This window comes from Dysgonomonas sp. GY75, assembly GCF_015234155.1.
Taxonomy (GTDB): Bacteria; Bacteroidota; Bacteroidia; order Bacteroidales; family Dysgonomonadaceae; genus Dysgonomonas; species Dysgonomonas gadei.
Map to the genome: position 1 here is coordinate 37,115 of NZ_JADCLQ010000038.1, position 20,442 is coordinate 57,556.

Below are 20,442 nucleotides of genomic sequence, written 5' to 3' on the forward strand. Positions count from 1 at the left end.
ATATTAAAATATAAAATAATATGAAAACTATAATATATAAAGCTCTTATCTTATTTTCTGCCGTACTTGTAATGGTTGGCTGCAAAAGTGATGATATGGAATACCATGACCCGAACGTAACACCTGTAGACAACTTATATGCGCCTGTAGACAATCAGAATCTGCAATTGAGCTCTCAACAAGGAGCATCATTCCGTTTCCAATGGTCTCAGAGCCATGCTCAGGACGGGCAACTTGTTGCATACGAAGTTGTATTCTATAAAGAATCTGATCTTCAGAATCCTGTTTATAGATTGGCCTCCGATAACAATGGCAAAGAACTGTATGCTAATATCTCGCATGTAGATATAAACAGGGCATCTTCTGCTGCCGGAATTGCGACCGGAGAAACAGGTACAATTTATTGGTCGGTTGTTTCCTGGCGTGGAATCAGCTCAGCCGTTTGTGCACAAAAGAACAAGTTGGTAGTAACACGTCTCGAAGGATTTGAGGTTATTCCTGATAATGTATATATTACCGGTGAAGCTACCGAAAACGGAGCGGATCTGTCTAAAGCTATATTAATGCAAAATTTGGGTGATGGTAAATTTGAAATGTATACAGAACTTGACAATCAGGGTACATATACGTTCGTTGACAGAACTTCGGGCGAACCGGAAATATATTACATTGATGCTACCGGAAAACTGGCCGATGCAGATAATGGTGAAAACACAACAGTGGACACAAAAGGCATTTATCGTATAACTCTCGACTTCTCAAACAAGGGAACAACAATGACCCGTATAACAAAAATGGGATTATGGTTCTGTCCTAGTAATAAGGTTACCATAGATATGAATTATGTCGGATTAGGAGTTTGGTCAGGAACAGGTAATGTGGAGTTTAAACAAGAAAGCTGGGGTAGGGATGAACGGTACAAATTCCAATTGGAAACAGATAAGGGCACAAGACAGATTGGTACATTGAATGGTACAGATAGCGGTCCAAGTTCTAATTCGCCTGCATCATATTACTATGTTAAACTATTGGACAATGTGACTCAATGGGATGATAAATGGAAATTTGCCGGAGAAATGGATAATTCAAGTGTAACAGTTACCCTTTACATGCAGGGAGGAGCAAGTTACACACATACTGTAAAGAAAAATTAAATATTGAGAATTAAAACAAGGGCAGGTATATTGCCTGCTCTTGTAAATAATAAAAAGCTATATTTATGAAAAAAATATATATAATTCCTTTTATCATAGCATTGATTCTCTCGTCCTGCGTCGAATATGATGATGGTTACATTGATGGACAAACAAAAACAAGGGATGGGTTCTATACAGTAAACTGGACTGCGGCAGTAGATAGTAGTACCACTTCGTTTGTAAACAGATATTGGAATACGACGAGTCATTGCTTCAATAATACTTATGATGGACAGGTTACATGGAACGACTATTGGCCCGAAGCTCATGGCCTTGATGTTCTGGTGGATGCTTATCTGCGTACCAATGATAATAAATACAAGCAGGCTATTTATGATTGGTATGAAGGGGTAAGAAAAAAAAACTGGTATAGCAATAATTGGGAGAATGAATATTATGATGATATGGGCTGGCATGGCTTAGCTCATATGAGAGCTTTGGAAGCTACCGGAGACACAAGATACGAAGCATCTTCAAGAGACTTATGGAACTGGATTGCCAAAGGATGGACTGATTATGAAGGAGGTGGTATTCAATGGCGCAAAGATTCTGATATAAAAGGTGACGGTAAAGGAATTCCTGCCAATGGCCCTGCTGCTATTATCGCTGCCCGCAGATACAAGAAATATCCGGATGAAGTAATAGAAGGGCTGAACGATCTTGAATGGGCCAAAAGGATATATAACTGGATGAAATATTATCGTACAATAATTTCTTCGGGTAGGGTATTTGAAAATGTAAATGATACCAATAGTGATTATTCTTACGATGTGGGCACATATCTGGGAGCAGCATTGGAGTTATATGATATTACGGGTGATAAGACATACTGGAATGATGCACTTAATATTACCAATTACCATATAACTTATAATATAAATGCGACAAATGGAATAATGAGGGATTATGGCGAGCAATCAGGTGATGGAGGAGGCCATGACTGTAACCTGTTCAAAGGGATATTTGTGCGTTATTTCACCATTCTGGTTCAGCACCCCGATCTTTCTCAGTCGGATAAAGCCCGCTATGTGGCATTCCTCAAAAATAACGCGGAATACCTGTGGATTAAGGGGACTCAAAAAACTCCGGATATTAAATTCAGTTATACATGGTGGTTAACACCGTCAGAAACAGAGGTATGGGGTGATCTTCGTTCAGCAATCAGTGCTGCAACTACAATCGAAGCTATGGCTTTGCTGCAAAAGAAAGGTATTTTATAAAAACATAATAAAACTAGCGTTATGCGAATTTCCTATGCTCTTCTCTCATCTCTTAGTGTTTTCACACTGATAAGTTGTGCAGGCAGAGTAAATGATACAGGTACTGGAAATAAAAATTTAGAGAGAGCCCAGGTTACACTGGACTCTCTTTATAAAAACTATTCAGCGCCCGATACTCATTTATTGCACGAGACCTTCCCCTTCGACAATAAGTATACTGCGACTTATCTTGCTGCGGATGAACAAAATAATAGACCGAATCAATATTCATATCTTTGGCCCTATTCAGGCACATTCTCTGCCGTCAATGTAATGATGGAAGCCGGCGATAAGAACAAATACCACGAAATTCTGGAGAAGCAGGTATTACTGGGGCTTGAAGAATATTTCGATACAAAGAGAACGCCCTATGCCTATGCTTCTTATATCAGTTCGGCTCCTGTATCCGACCGCTTCTATGATGATAATGTATGGTTGGGGATTGATTTCACCGATACCTATATGTTGACTAAGACACCTGCTTATCTTGATAAAGCCAAACTGATATGGGAATTTATTTTAAGCGGAACCGATGAAAAACTGAATGGAGGAATTTACTGGTGCGAACAAAAAAAGGAGTCTAAAAACACATGTTCCAATGCTCCCGGGGCTGTGTATGCATTTAAGCTTTTTCAGGCGACAAATGACAGCGCTTATTTCCATAAGGGAAAAGAACTATATGAATGGACTAAACTCCATTTGCAGGATACAGACTACTTATATTTTGATAATATCAGTTTAGACGGCAAAATAAGCAAAGCCAAATACGCATACAATAGTGGGCAGATGATGCAATCGGCAGCATTATTATATAAACTGACAAATGACAAAAAATATCTTGTCGAAGCGCAAAACATAGCACAGGCCTGTTACAACTATTTCTTTTCGGATTTCACAGGAAAAGACGGGGAGAAATTCCGTATGATAAAGAAAGGTGATGTTTGGTTTACTGCAGTCATGTTAAGAGGATTTATTGAATTATATAATCTGGATAATAATAAAACATATATCGAGGCATTCGACAAAAGCTTAGACTATGCGTGGAATAATGCCAGGGATGAGAACGGTTTGTTTAGTACAGATTTCAGCGGCAAAAATCAAGATGCAAAAAAATGGTTGCTAACACAGGCTGCCATGGTTGAAATATACGGGCGTATGGCTAATCTGAAAAAATATAAGTAACTTTATTAATAGCAATTAATCAAATCAAGCAAAATGAAAAAGAAAAAGCTTACACTATTGTGCAGTGTAGTGGCAGCACTCTCTATGGCTGGGGAAGTACAGGCTTCGCATACGCTGGCTCTCCCTAAAGACAATACGAATATTGAGAATATGTTGAATGTGGATAATAAATACAAGAGTAACCGCCCTCCTCAAAAAGACCGCTTTTTTAAGTCGAACGCGGTGGAGAATGAAATTGTCCGCGTAAAAAAAATGCTCACCAACCAAAAGTTGGCCTGGATGTTCGAAAATTGTTTTCCTAATACGCTGGATACAACCGTACGTTACCGAAAAACAGATGGCAAGGACGATACAGTGGTCTATACCGGTGATATTCATGCGATGTGGTTACGCGACTCGGGAGCACAGGTTTGGCCTTATGTACAACTGGCAAATCAGGATTCTGAATTGAAGGCTATGCTTGCAGGTGTTATCCGCCGCCAGTTCAAATGTATTATAATCGATCCCTATGCCAATGCTTTTATAGATCCACATGATCCTAATCCCGATCACCAGTGGATGAGTGACCTTACGGATATGAAGCCGGAGTTACATGAACGGAAATGGGAAATCGATTCTCTTTGCTATCCTCTTCGTCTGGCATATCACTATTGGAAAACCACAGGAGATACCAGTATATTCGACGAAGAATGGTTGCAAGCGATCACAAATATTCTGAAAACGTTTAAAGAGCAACAACGTAAAGATGGAGTAGGGCCTTACAAATTCCAAAGGACAACCGAACGCCAGTTAGATACTTTAAACAATGATGGATTAGGTAATCCTGTAAATCCTGTAGGATTGATTGTCTCCTGTTTTCGCCCGTCTGATGATGCTACTACCTTCCAGTTTCTGGTACCTTCCAACTTCTTTGCTGTAACATCGCTCAGAAAAGCTGCCGAGATATTGTCCGAGGTAAGTAACCGTCCCGCACAGGCTCAGGAATGTCGCGACCTGGCTCAGGAAGTAGAAACAGCCTTGAAGAAATATGCAACTTACAATCACCCGAAATACGGTACCATCTATGCTTTCGAAGTAGATGGATTTGGCAACCAGTACCTGATGGACGACTCTAATGCTCCCAGCCTTTTGTCTTTGGCTTATTTAGGAGATGTGGATGTTAATGATCCTATCTATCAGAATACGCGGAAATTTGTATGGAGCAAAGACAATCCTTATTTCTTCAAAGGTACGGCCGGAGAAGGAATTGGGGGGCCTCATATTGGTTACGATATGGTTTGGCCAATGAGTATTATGATGAAGGCTTTTACCAGCCACAACGATGAAGAAATCAAGACATGTATAGAAATGTTGATGAATACCGATGCCGGTACTGGTTTTATGCATGAATCCTTTCACAAGGATGATCCGAAGAACTTTACCCGTTCTTGGTTTGCCTGGCAAAACACTCTGTTCGGAGAGTTGATTTTAAAGCAGATTAATGAGGGGAAAGTAGAACTACTGAATAGCATTAAATAAACAGAATAGAGTGGCAGGAGCGGGAAAAATCTCCTGTCACTCATTGTATAAATACTGAAGACCTAAAATACCATGACAAATACCCGGTCGATACATCTGAATATACTAGCTATATGTATAGCACTTTTATTTGCTTCTTGCCAGAAAGATGCAACAGTATCAATTACAAGTGCCCAATGCGAATACCTCGATAACCCGTTAGGTCTGGATACACCTCAACCGCGGTTTAACTGGAAGCTCAATGATGCTAAAGACTTCCTCCAGAAAACGTATCGCATCAGAATTGCAACTGATTCTTCATTATTACTATCCGGAACTCCTGATATATGGGATTCCGGAATGACTAACGGTCAGTTTCTTTCTTCAGAATACACCGGAGATAAAAAGCTGCAATCACATCAGCGTTACTATTGGGACGTCACTGTTTGGGGCAATAAGGGAGACTCTTGTATTTCTACAATCAATATGTTCGGCATGGGAAAACTATCTCAATCCGACTGGGTTGCCCGCTGGATATCCGATACCCATGATAAAGAATATGAGCCGGCACCACTTTTCAGAAAAGAATTCAAAGTCGAAAAAAATATAGCCCATGCTACTCTCTATATTTCAGGAACTGCTTATTATGAGATGTTTCTCAATGGGGAGAGGGTAGGCAATAGTTATCTGGACCCCGGATATACACACTACAACAAACGCATATTATATGCGACTCACGATATCACGTCATTAATAAACAGAGGCGGCAACGCCATAGGCGTAGTATTAGGTAATGGCTTCTATAATTGTCAGAGCAAGGCTGTTTGGGATTTTGAAAGGGCCGACTGGCGTGGCCGTCCTCGTTTATTATGCGAATTAAGGATTACTTATGCAGATGGTACTACGGACGTAATTGCTTCGGATGACACATGGAAGACCAATACAGGCCCGTATATCTATAATAATATATATAGTGGTGACAGATACGACGGCCGTTTGGAAGAGGAAGGCTGGAACAATACAGGTTTCGATGAAAAAAACTGGATAGCAGCTAAAATAACAGACAGTCCGGCTCCATTAATAGTTTCCCAGCAGATGCCACCGATCCGGATAACAAAAGAAATAAAGCCTGCATTATTAAAATCCTTTGGTGATACTATCTTTGTTTTTGATTTAAAAGAGAATATAGCAGGAGTATGCCGTCTGAATGTAAAAGGAGAAAGAGGGACAACCTTTACTCTACAGCATGGAGAATTGCTGAAAGACGATGGCCGCTTGCAACCGGGCAATATTGATGTTTATTATCGTCCGGAGAAACCGGGAGAGGTTTTCCAAACAGATATATTCATACTGAAAGGCTCTGGTAAACAAGAAGAATTTACGCCACAATTTACCTATCATGGTTTCAGGTATATAGAAGTAAAAACCGACCGCCCAGTAACACTTACCGAAGATAATATCACAGGACTGTTCCTGCATACGGATATACCGCAAGTGGGATATTTCAGCAGTTCCAACAAGCTTCTTAACAAAATATGGGCTGCAACCAATCAAAGTTACCGGGGAAATATTCATAGCATACCTACCGATTGTCCTCAACGGGAGAAGAATGGATGGACTGCCGATGCACATATTGCTATGGATCTGGCTCTTCTCAATTTCGATGGTATTACATTTTATGAGAAATGGATGAACGACTTCATCGATAACCAGCGTCCTAACGGAGGTATATCGGGTATCATACCATCATCGGGATGGGGCTTTGGCGATTGGCCGGGTCCTGTGTGGGATGCCGCACTGTTTATCGTACCGAATGCATTATACGATTATTATGCAGACAAACGCTGTATCGAACGGTTGTATCCTACAATGCTAAACTATCTGGAGTATCTGAAAAATCAGGAAAAAGACGGGCTACTTACTTTCGGATTAGGTGATTGGGTATATTACAAAGCTCAGACCCCTAATGATTATACCTCCACGCTTTATTATTATCTCGATTATATGCTCATGGCACGTTTTGCAACTATATTGGGCAAAGATGCAAGCATGTATAAAGAAAAGGCGGAATCGCTGAAAAAAATAATCAACGACAAATTCTTCAACCCCGAAACGGCAGTTTATGCAAACGGTACTCAGACAGCACAGGCAATAGCTCTTTATCTGGAGATAGTTCCGGAAGGTAAAGAACAGGCGGTGGCCGATTATCTTCAAAAAATTGTGGCGGAGAATAATCATTTCCTTGATTTCGGATTGCTTGGAAGCAAAACAGTTCTTCGCATGCTCAGTAAATATGGCTATGTGGAAGATGCCTATAAAATGGCAACCAAAACAGAAGCTCCCTCATGGGGGTACTGGGTAGAGACTCAGGGTTATACAACACTTGCCGAAACATGGCTGTTAAGTCCCGAATTCCACGACGCTTCGTTAAACCATGTCTTTATGGGTGATATCAGTGCATGGATGTCCAGCTATCTGGCAGGAATTAATTACGATATATCCAGGCCCGGATTCGAAAATATCATTATAAAGCCATATTTCATCGCCGATCTGGAATGGGTAAAAGGCGAATATAATTCTGTACGGGGAAAAATATCCTCTGAATGGAAGGCTGACGGGAAAAATATAGAAATGACCGTGAAAATTCCGGCAGGATCTACTGCAACTATTTATGCCGGAGACAATAAATATAATGTAGGCTCAGGAGAGCATAAATACAGATTCGCTTTAAAGTAAGAGGTAAAAGAGCCTGTTTGGATTTTTTTTAGAATTAAACAGGCTTTAAAGAATCTTCGGTTTTCACTTGTTTTTAATCAAAGAGTATGTATAAGAGAAATAAGTTTATCATTATCGGAGCAATAATGCTGATTGTAGTTGGCTGTTATGCTCAGGAGAGTAAAAAACGTCTGACCGGTTATGTCAATCCGTTTATTGGTACTACCACCCTTTGGGACAGTATCGATCTTGGATATAAACCAACCCGCAGGGCATGGGGAGCCGAAGTTTATCCGGGTGCATCGGTCCCGAATTCGATGGTTCAGGTAACACCTGTCACCATGTGGCGAAGCGGCTCAGGTTACCAGTATGAAGATACGGTTATATATGCTTTTGCCCATACCAGCAAGGGGCATTGGAATTTGTGCTATGTTCCTCTTGTTGCTGTTAGCGGGGAGATTGCACCTAAGTCTTATTACTCGGCTTACAGTCATGACAAGGAGTCGGCCAGTCCGGGCTACTATCAGGTATATCTCCAAAAATATGATATAAATGCAGAAGTGACTTCTACGTTGCGATGTGCTTTCCATAGATATACCTATAAAAAAGGGAAGAACAAAAGGCTGCTGGCAGACCTGGCTCGTTCTAACGAACATGTAAGAGATTGGAAAATAGAAAAAACGTCAGACAATGTATTTACAGGCTATCAGCAAACTGGCCCTACATTCTACTTTTATGCTGTGACCAACCATAAGATAAAAGATGTGGAAAAGCTGAAAGAAGGTGATACGGAAGTCAGCATTGTCAATTTCTTCGACAATAAGGATATAAACGACCCGTTGGAGATGAAAGTCGGTTTTTCTTATGTAAGTATCGAAAATGCCAGAATGAATCTTGAGGCGGAGATGCTTGCCAAAGATTTTGACCAGGTGAGGAGTGAAGCAACAAATACATGGGATACCTTACTATCGAAAATACAGGTATCGGGTGGTACCGGTGAACAGAGGGAAACATTCTATTCTACTCTCTACCGTGCTTTCCTGTGGCCGATACTATTGAGTGACGTCAACGGAGAGTTTGTGAATGGCAGAGGTGAAGTAGTAAACAAAGGATTCCGTTATTACAGTGATCCGTCTTTTTGGGATGATTACCGTAATAAACTGATTTTATTGGGAATGATCTCGCCGGATGTTGCAGCCGATGTTATCAGCTCTATTACAGACCGGGGTGAGATCAGAGGGTTCATGCCGAGTTTCTTTCATGGAGACCATGCCTCTACATTTGTTACAGGAAGTTATCTGAGAGGTATACGGAACTTTGATGTGCAGGCGGCATACAAATTACTTCTCAACAATGCTTTTGTTGAGGGTAAGGGTGGACGTCCGCATATAAAAGAATATATGGAGCGGGGATGGATATCCGAGATGGATATTAAAGGCCCCAAATTGGAGACTGTAGCTAAAGCGGCTGTGACTAAAACCCAGGAATATGCTTATGACGATTATGCTACGGCATTGCTGGCTAAGGAACTCGCAGATAAGGAGAACTATGATAGACTGATGAAAAGGACAGATAGTTACAAACATCTGTTCGATCCGTCTACCCAACTTATGCGCGGCCGTCTGGAAAATGGAGAATGGATAACCCCCTTCAGCCCAGAACGTCCTTTTTATGAATACATGTACCGTGAAGCCAATGGATGGCAGTCAACATTCTTTGCCTTGCACGATCCTGAAGGATTTATTGCTTTATACCCAAGTAAAGAGGCCTTTGAGACAAAGCTCGATTCTTTATTTGTTATTCCATGGAAAAACTATGAGGCCCATAATCTGACTACATTCATCGGCCAGTATTGCCATGGTAATCAGCCGGGACATAGTATTCCGTATATGTATTATTTTATTGATAAACAGGAAAAAGCACAAAAAATACTGAATAAAATACTGAACGAACAATATCGTATGGGGCCCGAACGGTTAGCATACTGCGGCATGGATGACGCAGGTGAAATGTCGTCGTGGTATGTACTGAATGCAATTGGTCTATATACCTATTCTCCTGCAGATCCGCAGTATATAGTCACTGTACCATTATTTGACAAGGTAGTGTTTAATCTGGATGGAAAGAATTTTACCATTAAGAGAAAAGGTACAGGAGAGAAGATTACCGATATAAGCTATGGCGGTAAGAAAATAGATGGTTATTTTATTACGCACCAACAATTGAAAGAAGGAAAGGAGCTTGTTGTTTCAACTAAGTAATCATCCGTTATTTACTGTTATAAATTTAATCTAGGACATTAGATAAACAATCCTGCCAATATCATTATTGGCAGGATTGTTCTTTTTAGCGAATTGGAGATTCCACATCATTCCTTCCTGATAAACTTACTTCTATTTCATAACCGGAGTTTATCTACACCCAAACCCATACTTCCTTCCCACTTCTGATATTTATAAGAAGCTGAAAACGCAATACTTGCTCCCTTCTTAGTCCTATTTTCTGTCTAAAACGATGAATGGGAAAAATGTGCTATTTATAGCTACTTTTCTGTCATCTTTCTAATTTAAATTCCCATTCCTTTGTGACGTTAACAAATGATAAATTACAATCTATGAAATACCGATGAAATACGTCTCGCCCATTTAATTGAATTGGAAAAAGTCAGAGAATAAGGAAAATTAACAAATACTTAATTTACGATAAACATACAGACAAGACAGCTCATGCTGTCTTTGGATACAATTGTGAAATGTTTTAACAAACTAAATTCAGACCTATTCTTATGAAAATGAAAAACAGAATGAAAATTCAGCATTGGTTGATGCTGCTGATCGTTCTTTGCGTATCGTGCAAAGACGATAAATCCGACACGGATTCGCAAGCCTTCGATCCTTCGAAGCCTGTTGTGGTCTCTGATTTCGCGCCGAAAGAGGGAGGAGCCAATCAGAAAATGATTATTTACGGTGAAAACTTTGGGAATGACCTCTCTAAGATCAAAGTTACTATTGGTGGGCAAAATGCAAGGATAATCGGAGTTAATCACCAATCTTTATATTGCATTGTCCCTGCGAAAGCTTACGATGGTGATATTGAAGTAAGTATCGTTGACGAGAGTGGAGAAAAGATTGCTTATGCAGAGGCCGGAGAACATTATGCCTATCAAAAGAAAATGCTTGTCAGTTCTTTCTTGGGGGAAACATATGAAAATAATACGAAGTTTGATGTAAAGGATGGCCCGTTTAACGATTGTGGAGGATTCGAAAAAATGGAGTGGTTAGTATTCGATCCTCTGAACCACAACCATCTGTATGTAGCCGGTTATGATAAATCATGCAGGCTTATTGATTTTGAGAAAAAATACGTAAGCACTTTCAATACAGGTATACCTAATCCTAATAAAAATGGAATTCCTTGTATTAACTGGACGTTGGGAGGTGATATGATTGTTACACATGACCAATCTAATGATACTCAGCCGGGAAATTATCTGCTCACCCGTGAATCGGGATTTAAAAGCCTGACTCCAATGGCTGCCGGTCGTGGAACCAGAGCTGCTGCTGTACATCCGATAAATGGAGAGTACTATTATGCATTCTATAATACGGGTATGGTATGGAGAGGTGTGGTAGGCACAAAAGAAGGTGTGAACATATTCAGGGTTCCGAATGCATCGGTAAGGATTTTTATTATCATTCATCCTACGGGGAACTATGCATATATAATAGTGAATAACAGGCAGTATATTATGCGTTCCGATTATAATTGGGCGACCAAAAATTTTACCGAACCATATCTGATAGCCGGAAAAGATCAAACTGCAGGCTATGCAGATGGAGTAGGTAGTTATGCCCGTGTAAATGAGCCTCAGCAGGGAGTCTTTGTAAAAAATCCGGAGTACGAAGGTCAGGAAGACGAATATGATTTCTATTTCTGTGATAAAGCGAATCATGTGGTACGTATTATGACTCCTCAGGGAAGAGTCTCCACATTTGCCGGTACACCTCAAGCCAGTGGATACAGAGATGGTGATCTACGTCTGGATGCCCGTTTTGCTTATCCGGCCGGAATAGCATATGATGAAGAAAGACAATGTTTCTATATCGGAGATTCCAATAATCGTCGTATCCGCAAAGTTGCTTATGAAGAATAATAAATGATAGACACATATTGATATGAGAAACTTTTTATTAACATGTATATTGGTACTCACGTTTTCGGTCAGTGCCTTGGCTCAGCAAACTATAGAAGTAACAGGTATCGTGACCGATACGAATAACGAACCTATGATCGGAGTGAGTGTATCCATAAGTAATATGCCGGGATTGGGGACTATTACCGATATAGAGGGAAAATATAAGATTAATATGACTTCCTACCATACACTGGTTTTTACTTATGTCGGCTTTGATAAAGCGGAGGTATTAGTGAAAGAACAGCGTGTTGTCAATATAGTTATGAAGGAGTCGGACAGAAGTGTACTTAACGAAGTAGTTGTTACCGGAACAGGAGTCCAGAAGAAAATTGCTGTGACCGGGGCTATTACAACTGTCGATGTTGAGGAACTGAAATCAAATCCGACCTCATCTATAGCAGATGGTCTGGCAGGCGTTGTACCGGGTATTATGGCAATGCAGACATCCGGTAAGCCAGGTAGTACTTCCGAGTTTTGGATACGCAGTATTTCTACGTTTGGCGGGAGTAATGCGGCATTGGTACTGATCGACGGTTTCGAACGTGATTTAAATGAAGTCAGTGTTGAAGATGTAGAGTCCTTTACCGTATTGAAAGACGCTTCTGCTACAGCTATTTATGGTAGTAAAGGAGCTAATGGTGTTATTTTGGTCAATACTAAACGGGGGAAAGAAGGGAAAATTAATATTAGTGCAAAGCTGGAAGGATTCTATAGTATGCTTACTAAGGTGCCGGATTTTGCAGACGGATATACATATGCATCCCTGGCTAATGAAGCCAAGACTACACGTAATCAGGATGTCCTCTATCAACCCGAAGAGTTGGAAATATTTCGTTTAAGACTGGACCCGGATTTGTATCCGGATGTAGATTGGATGGATGTTCTCTTGCGGGATGGATCTTGGAGTTCTCGTGCTACGTTGAATATGAGTGGAGGAGGAAGAACAGCGCGTTATTTTGTCTCGGGAAGCTATCAGGATCAGCAAGGTATGTATAAGGTGGATAAGTCATTGAAAGACTATAATACGAATGCCAACTTCCGAAAATATACTTACCGTATGAATGTCGATATTGATATTACAAAAACTACCTTGTTGAAAGTAGGTGTTTCAGGTTCGTTGCGCAAGCAAAATGATGCCGGAATAGGAAGTGATGCTATCTGGACAGCATTAATGGGATATAATCCGATCATGGCTCCTATATTGTACTCTAATGGACTTGTACCTGCCTATGGTAATGATAACGGAGACCGTTTCAATCCATGGGTGCAAGCCACGATGACCGGATACAGGGAAAACTGGGATAATAATATTCAGACCAGCGTGGTTCTGGATCAGAAACTGGACTTTATTACGAAAGGCCTCTTCTTTACCGGACGATTTGGATATGATACCGAAAATAGTAATTGGATCAGGCGATATAAATATCCTGCAATGCATAAAGCAGAAAAATCGCGGGATATAAACGGAGATCTTGTATTTAATGAGATTGTAAAGGAGTCTCCTATGACACAATCTTCTGGAGCCGGAGGAAAAAGGAATGAATTTTTTGAATGGGAACTTCGTTACGATCGCAGATTTAACAACCATAATATTGGAGGAGTTTTAAAATACACCCAGGCATCTAAAACGCAAACAGTAGATATTGGAGACGATCTTAAACAAGGTATAGCCCGTCGTAATCAAGGTTTGGCCGGTCGTGTCCATTATAATTGGGCGAGTCGTTATTTTGTCGATTTCAACTTTGGATATACAGGATCTGAGAATTACCACAGAGATCACAGGTTTGGTTTCTTTCCTGCTGTTTCAGGAGCATGGAATATTGCTGGGGAGCCTTTCTTGAAAGATATCAGCTGGTTGGATATGTTTAAAGTACGTTATTCATGGGGGAAAACTGGTAGTGACAATTTAGGTAAAAAGGACAATAAAGATATTCGTTTCCCTTATCTCTACACGATTAATACAACGGCAAACAGTGCCTATAACTTTGGAGACTACGGCTATAGCAGGGAATATGCCGGTAAGTATTATTCTGAGATAGCTTCTACGAATGTTTCTTGGGAGATTGCGACCAAACAGGATCTCGGAATAGACCTTTCTTTTTTGGGAAACAGATTGTCTGGAACAATCGATTATTTCTATGAACATCGTAAGGGCATCTATATGGAACGTGCGTATCTCCCATGGTCAGTAGGCGTAGAGAGTAATCCTTATGCGAATGTAGGTGAAGTGAAAGCCCGGGGATTTGATGGAAACTTCGTTTTCAAACAAAAAGCCGGAAATGTTGATTTTACTTTACGTGGCAATATGACCTACAGCAAAAATGAGATAATTGAAAGGGATGAGGAAAACTCTATTTATTGGTATAAGCTACAGAAAGGACATCGTGTGAATCAAGCCCGCGGGCTGGTTGCTTTGGGGTTGTTTAAAGATTATGAAGAGATACGGAACAGCCCGACACAAACTTTTGGCGATGTGATGCCCGGTGATATAAAATACAAGGATATTAATGGTGATGGAAGAATTGATGACAATGACAGGGTTGCTATCGGTGCAACAACGAAACCGAACCTTACTTATGGGTTTGGTATTTCTTCCAAGTGGAAAGGATTGGATGTGAGCATGCATTTCCAGGGAGTTGGGAAGTCGACTTTCCAAATCGGAGGCTCTTCCGTTCATATGTTTAGTTTAGGTGACGGGTGGGGTAATATATTGAGCGATTTGGCTAACTCGAATCGTTGGATACTAGGCGATAATGAAGATCCGAATGCAGAATATCCACGTCTGACCTATGGTGCTAATTCGAATAATTACCAAAGTTCTACATATTGGCTCAGAGACGGCTCTTATTTACGACTGAAAACGCTGGATATCGGTTATACATTTCCTACGGCTTTAGTGAATAAAATGCATATGAGTAATGTACGCATTTTCTTTATAGGTACCAACCTGCTCACATTTTCCAAATTCAAGTTATGGGATCCGGAAATGGGAAGTTCTGATGGAAAAAAATACCCGCTTAGCAAAACCATTTCATTAGGAATATCAGTTAATCTATAAACATTAAATGCATATGAAGAAAATAATAATAATTTTATCTATAGTAACGGGATTGGGCTTGGCTCTTGGCGGATGCTCGGATTATCTGGACTCGGATTATCTGTTTGATGAACGTATGTCTATAGAGGATGTCTTCCAGAACAGAGACTATACGAATGAATGGCTGGCTCAGGCTTATTCCTATTTAGGAAATGGTTATTTACAAGATGTATCCAGTAAAAAAAATATCCCTTTCAATTTTGCTGACGATATGTATTACGGAGATGAATCGGATGGATACATGAGATGGAAAAGTGGTCGTTACTCTGAAAGCGGCGATCATAATGAAACCCAATATATCTGGCAGAATGCTTACAGGGGAATCCGTCAGGCTTCTATCTTTGTGAATAACATAGATAAAAACAAACAATTTAGCGCGTCGGAGATTGTTGACTTAAAAGGTCAGGCCTATTTCTTAAGAGCTTATTTATATTGGTTCATGCTACGCTTATATGGTCCTGTGCCTATTATACCGGATGAAACAGTAGATTATATGAAAGAATACGATGAAGTGGCCCAAGCTAGAAATACGTATGACGAATGTGTGGATTATATCATCGGGGATTTGGTGAAAGCAGCTGAACTGCTTCCAACTACCTCCCGTGCAGTACAAGAGCTAGCTCGTCCTACCCGTGGTTCAGCTTTGGGGCTCCGTGCAAAGGTACTGTTATTTGCTGCCAGTCCGTTATATAATGGGAAAGCTCCGGCTGATGTTGCTGCAGCTCTGATAGACAAAGAAAGTAAGCGCCTGCTTCCGGAGACTTATGATGAGTCTAAATGGGCTAAAGCCGCCGCTGCAGCCAAGGATGTGATGGATATGAACCATTATAGCTTGTATTTCGCATATTCTAAGAGTAGTGGCGATATTGCTTATCCGGCCACTATTACCCCCTACAATGATGGTAATTTTGTAAATCAGGATTGGCCGAATGGCTATAAAAACATAGACCCGTTCGAATCGTATCGTGCCTTGTTTAATGGAGATGTTCTTGCTCATGAGAATCCTGAACTTATTTTTACCCGTGGTCAGAATGGCTCTGGAGAAGATGTGTCAACTCTTGTCCTTCACCAGTTACCTCGTCTCTATGGGAAAGGATATAGCTCTCATGGTATGACTCAGAAACAATGCGATGCCTATTATATGGCAGATGGCACAGACTGTCCGGGTATGAACTCTATGTATGGGGCAGTGCCGGGATATACCGGCCGCTACGATAGTCGTCCCCGTGAAGCAGGCTTGGTTACTTCAGGAGAATTATCCAATTATCCGGAACTAGGTCCTTTAGGCGTAGGGGTATCAAAACAATATGTGAATCGTGAACCGCGTTTCTACGCATCCGTAGCATACAACGGATGTACCTGGAATTTGCTGAATGCCGAAAAGGATAAAGATGAAGAGAGTAACAAGCAGGTATTTTATTACCGCGGAAGTGGGAATGGGTACACGAATGCTACTTACTGGTTGCGTACTGGCATAGGGATCAAAAAATATGTAAGTCCGTATGATATAAGCAACACAACTTCTACAGCTTATGATAAATCCCGGTTTACAAAAAAGGTAGACCCGGCCATTCGTTATGCTGAGATACTGTTAATTTATGCAGAAGCGTTGAATGAGTTGAGTGGACAATATAATATACCATCATGGGATGGAACTAAAACGCATCTTATAAGCCGTACTACCAGTGAATTAAAGAAAGGTATACAGCCAATTCGTATTCGTGCCGGAGTTCCTGATTATGCAGAAGATGTTTATGGCAATCAGGATAAATTTCGTGAGAAGCTGAAACGTGAACGGCAGATTGAATTGTTTGCAGAAGGACACCGTTATTTTGATCTTCGCCGCTGGATGGATGCTCCGGTAGAAGAAGCAGCTCAGATTTACGGATGTAATGCATATGCAACTAAGGATATGCCTGAGGCTTTCCATACTCCTGTCGTAGTGCCTTCGCTGCCTACTATATTTGCGCGTAAGATGTGGTTTTTACCTATTCATCATACCGAGTTGAGACGCAACTCGAAACTGATTCAAAATCCGGGCTGGACTAATCCTGAATAACTCTTATAATTCGAAGAAAATGAAATATATATATTATCTGTTTTTAGCCATGTTCACAATAATGTGTTGTGTATCATGCAACGATGAATGGAAAGATGAGCAATATATACAGACAGCCTCTTTCAAAGCCATTCCTAACAGTCTGGGGGTAACTCCTGTGTATGTACGCTATAAGTCTGAGGGGAAAGTGGTTTATAATCTTCCCGTCATTATCAGTGGTTCGACAATGAACTCTCAAAACCGGACTATACATATCGGTCTGGATCCTGATACGCTGGCTGTATTGAACCAAGAAGCATATGGCCATCGTAATGAACTATATTTTAAACAATTGGGGACAACCTATTATGGCATGTCGGAAACGATAGACGTTCCTGCGGATAAATATACTACCACGGTTCCCATTGAGTTTACATTAGGGAATTTGGACCAGACTGATAAATGGGTATTACCTTTGAGGATATTGAGTGATCCTTCATACAATTATCAGGCTAACCCTCATAAGTACTATCAGAGGGCTATGTTACATATTAATCCGTTCAATGATTATTCGGGTACATACAGCGGGACCTTATACAAAATATATCTGGCTCCCGATATGGAGACAGCATTGAATATGTCGTCGGTAAGGACTTATGTAGTGGACGAAAATACTATCTTTCTTTATGCCGGAATCAGGGATATAGACTACCTGGATAGGAAACTATATAAGATATTTATCAGGTTTACAGATGAGATGATCGATATCCAGAAAAAGAAACTGGAGATTTATACGGATAATCCGGAAATAAACTTAAATGTACAAGGGCAACCATATTATACTGTAGAAGAAGAAATGGATGCTACAAAGGTATATATGAAGCATATATATATTACTTTGGGATTGAGTTATACATTTGAAGACTATACGACAATCTCCGGTACTCCGCTTAAATATACAGTAACAGGGATATTGTCCATGCAACGTGACCTGAATACATTGATTCCGGACGAAGACCAACAAATCCAATGGTAGAAGGACAGTACATATAGTAATATGGGGTTACTTATAAAACAATTGGTAACCCCATATAATGTTCTTATCTGTTTATTTTATAAAGTGATACCTATGAAGGCACGAATGTTCAAACTAATACCAGTATTACTTCTACTACGATCTCAATCTAAGAACCGATAACTTGTATCTTTAGACCCACTTCCAGAAGTTTAATTCTTATAAAAATAAGTTTAAAAATAATCCTGCAAATTAGGATTTGCTCAGTTCGATTTAAATAAACTGCCTATAATTGAAAAATCTATGAAAAGAATATTTATATATCAGCTGTTTCTGATTGTTTTCACATCACATATATATTCGTGTAAAGATTCGGAGAATAAAATTACTGAAGGAGAAATTACTAACTTCTCTGTATGGGACCAAAAATCGGTTAATCATATACTTCATGTCGATAATGTGAATAATGTCATCAGTAATAGAGAAGAACTCCCCACATATGTCAATCTTAAAGAACTACTAGTAGAATTCAAAGTTAATAACGCAGATGTGATACTCAAGCTTAACGGTAAGGTTCAGCAAAGCGGAGGTAATAAAAATGACTTTTCGAAGGAATGTGTCTATGATCTTTATGTAGGCGATATTAAGCAAAAGTCATATACGGTCAAAATAACCAAACCTAAATCATCGAATAGTTTTCAGACATTTACCTTTCCTGAGAAACAAATGGAGCAGTATCAACCGGCAATAAATACTGAAACCGGGGAAATCTCGAATGAAAATGAAATTCCGTCAAATATAGATATTACCTCTTTACAGCCCGAATTTACTACATCTGAAAAAAGTTCGGTCGTTAAGGTAAATGGAGTAGTGCAAAAAAGCGGAAACGCCAGGCATGATTTCACTAAGCCAATCACATATAGTATAGAAGGAGAGGATGGCACATCGAGACAATACACTGTGACGTTAAAACAAGGAGATCAGGCTATTTTGACAAACCCTGTCATTGTAGGCAGTTATGCTGATCCTACAGTTATCCGTGTAGGAAAAGAGTTTTACCTATATGTGACATCAGGAAGAGTGAGGGGCTATAAATCTACCGATCTGATAAACTGGCCCCGCATCGGAGGCAGTAAAAGTGAGGTATTTGATAAAAGGCCCGATTTCACGGATGATGATGTGAACGATACAGGAATGTGGGCTCCGGATATTAATTATTATGATGGAAAATATGTGATGTATTATGCTATATCTAAGTGGAGCGGAGGTGCTACATGTGGTATCGGCGTGGGAGTCTCAGATAAACCTGAAGGACCTTTTGTTCCGCCTGCAGGCAATTCCAATGGAAAATTGTTTGTCAGTACTGAAATAGGGGTTCATAATTCAATCGATCCTTGTTTCGTCGAAGAAGATGGCAAGCGCTATTTATTCTGGGGCAGCTTCTATGGAATATACATGATAGAATTAACGGCAGATGGCATGGCAGTGAAAGATTTAACAAAGAAAACACTGATTGCGGGTAAATCATTTGAAGCTCCTTATATTCATAAAAGAGGGAAATACTACTATTTGTTTGTATCTACCGGGGCATGTTGTGAAGGTATGACCAGTTCATATAAAGTAATGGTCGGAAGATCCGAAAGTCTGTCAGGTCCATATCTGAATAAGGCGGGAACAGACATGAAAACATTCGACGCGTGGAATCCTTCTAACTACCAACCTATTGTAGTGAGGGGAGATGCTACATTTGGCGGACCCGGACATAATTCAAGGATTATAACTGATGATAATGGAGTAGATTGGATGCTCTATCATGCTTATATCGACAATGGTAGTAGCCAGCGCAATTTAATGTTGGATAGAGTAAAATGGGACGATGCAGGATGGCCTATAATAGGCAATGGCACCCCTTCGTATTCAATGAGCATAGTTCCGGTTTTCAAATAGATACTAAAGAATGATAGATATCAAAAGCATTCTGTCTTAATATAAGGATTATTGGAATGTGGAGTTGTTTTCTTCTGTTTTTAGCATTGGTTAACATTGTAACGTTAAAATCTGACACTTCTGACACGTTTTCATTATTTTTATTCTGTCTGTTTTGCATTAATTAACTTTATATAGTTAAAAAGTAACAAAGGTAACAGTTTTTAGCTTTTAGCTTTAGCCGTTAGCAACTCGTATCTTATATCTTGTTTACTTGTAGCTTTTTTCAAAAGGTAACAAACGTAACACTTTTTATTCATTT

Annotated in this window: 11 protein-coding genes; all 11 read left to right on the forward strand. The window is 40.0% G+C overall.

Annotation, left to right across the window (positions count from 1 at the left end):
* Nucleotides 1–20 precede the first annotated feature (20 nt).
* The 11 genes from IR083_RS16135 (at nucleotide 21) to IR083_RS16185 (ending at nucleotide 20,141) form a co-directional block, all read left to right on the forward strand.
* A complete protein-coding gene (locus IR083_RS16135) occupies nucleotides 21–1,154 on the forward strand; it encodes a SusE domain-containing protein (RefSeq protein WP_194225101.1) in 1,134 nt (377 codons plus the stop codon).
* 65 nt (nucleotides 1,155–1,219) lie between these two features.
* Entirely contained in the window at nucleotides 1,220–2,416 is a 1,197-nt protein-coding gene (locus IR083_RS16140) for a glycoside hydrolase family 76 protein (protein ID WP_194225102.1), read from the forward strand.
* 21 nt (nucleotides 2,417–2,437) lie between these two features.
* Nucleotides 2,438–3,637: a glycoside hydrolase family 76 protein gene (locus IR083_RS16145; protein ID WP_194225103.1), complete on the forward strand. Its 1,200-nt coding sequence runs from the start codon at nucleotides 2,438–2,440 to the stop codon at nucleotides 3,635–3,637.
* Nucleotides 3,638–3,670: 33 nt separating this feature from the next.
* Entirely contained in the window at nucleotides 3,671–5,155 is a 1,485-nt protein-coding gene (locus IR083_RS16150) for a glycoside hydrolase family 125 protein (RefSeq protein ID WP_194225104.1), read from the forward strand.
* A 72-nt stretch (nucleotides 5,156–5,227) separates the two neighbouring features.
* Nucleotides 5,228–7,870: an alpha-L-rhamnosidase gene (locus tag IR083_RS16155; protein WP_194225105.1), complete on the forward strand. Its 2,643-nt coding sequence runs from the start codon at nucleotides 5,228–5,230 to the stop codon at nucleotides 7,868–7,870.
* An 86-nt stretch (nucleotides 7,871–7,956) separates the two neighbouring features.
* Entirely contained in the window at nucleotides 7,957–10,110 is a 2,154-nt protein-coding gene (locus IR083_RS16160) for a GH92 family glycosyl hydrolase (RefSeq protein WP_194225106.1), read from the forward strand.
* A 542-nt stretch (nucleotides 10,111–10,652) separates the two neighbouring features.
* Nucleotides 10,653–12,002: an IPT/TIG domain-containing protein gene (locus IR083_RS16165; protein ID WP_242052454.1), complete on the forward strand. Its 1,350-nt coding sequence runs from the start codon at nucleotides 10,653–10,655 to the stop codon at nucleotides 12,000–12,002.
* Nucleotides 12,003–12,024: 22 nt separating this feature from the next.
* Nucleotides 12,025–15,102 carry a SusC/RagA family TonB-linked outer membrane protein gene (locus tag IR083_RS16170; RefSeq protein WP_194225107.1) on the forward strand — a complete coding sequence of 1,026 codons (3,078 nt, stop codon included), beginning with the start codon at nucleotides 12,025–12,027 and terminating at the stop codon, nucleotides 15,100–15,102.
* A gap of 13 nt (nucleotides 15,103–15,115) precedes the next feature.
* Nucleotides 15,116–17,200 (forward strand): RagB/SusD family nutrient uptake outer membrane protein, encoded by a 2,085-nt coding sequence (locus IR083_RS16175; protein ID WP_194225108.1) that lies wholly within the window; start codon nucleotides 15,116–15,118, stop codon nucleotides 17,198–17,200.
* Between the two features lie 19 nt (nucleotides 17,201–17,219).
* The gene (locus tag IR083_RS16180) at nucleotides 17,220–18,215 is read left to right on the forward strand and encodes a DUF4973 domain-containing protein (RefSeq protein ID WP_006798945.1); all 996 of its coding nucleotides are present in this window, start codon (nucleotides 17,220–17,222) and stop codon (nucleotides 18,213–18,215) included.
* A 282-nt stretch (nucleotides 18,216–18,497) separates the two neighbouring features.
* Nucleotides 18,498–20,141 (forward strand): family 43 glycosylhydrolase, encoded by a 1,644-nt coding sequence (locus tag IR083_RS16185; RefSeq protein ID WP_194225109.1) that lies wholly within the window; start codon nucleotides 18,498–18,500, stop codon nucleotides 20,139–20,141.
* Nucleotides 20,142–20,442 lie beyond the last annotated feature (301 nt).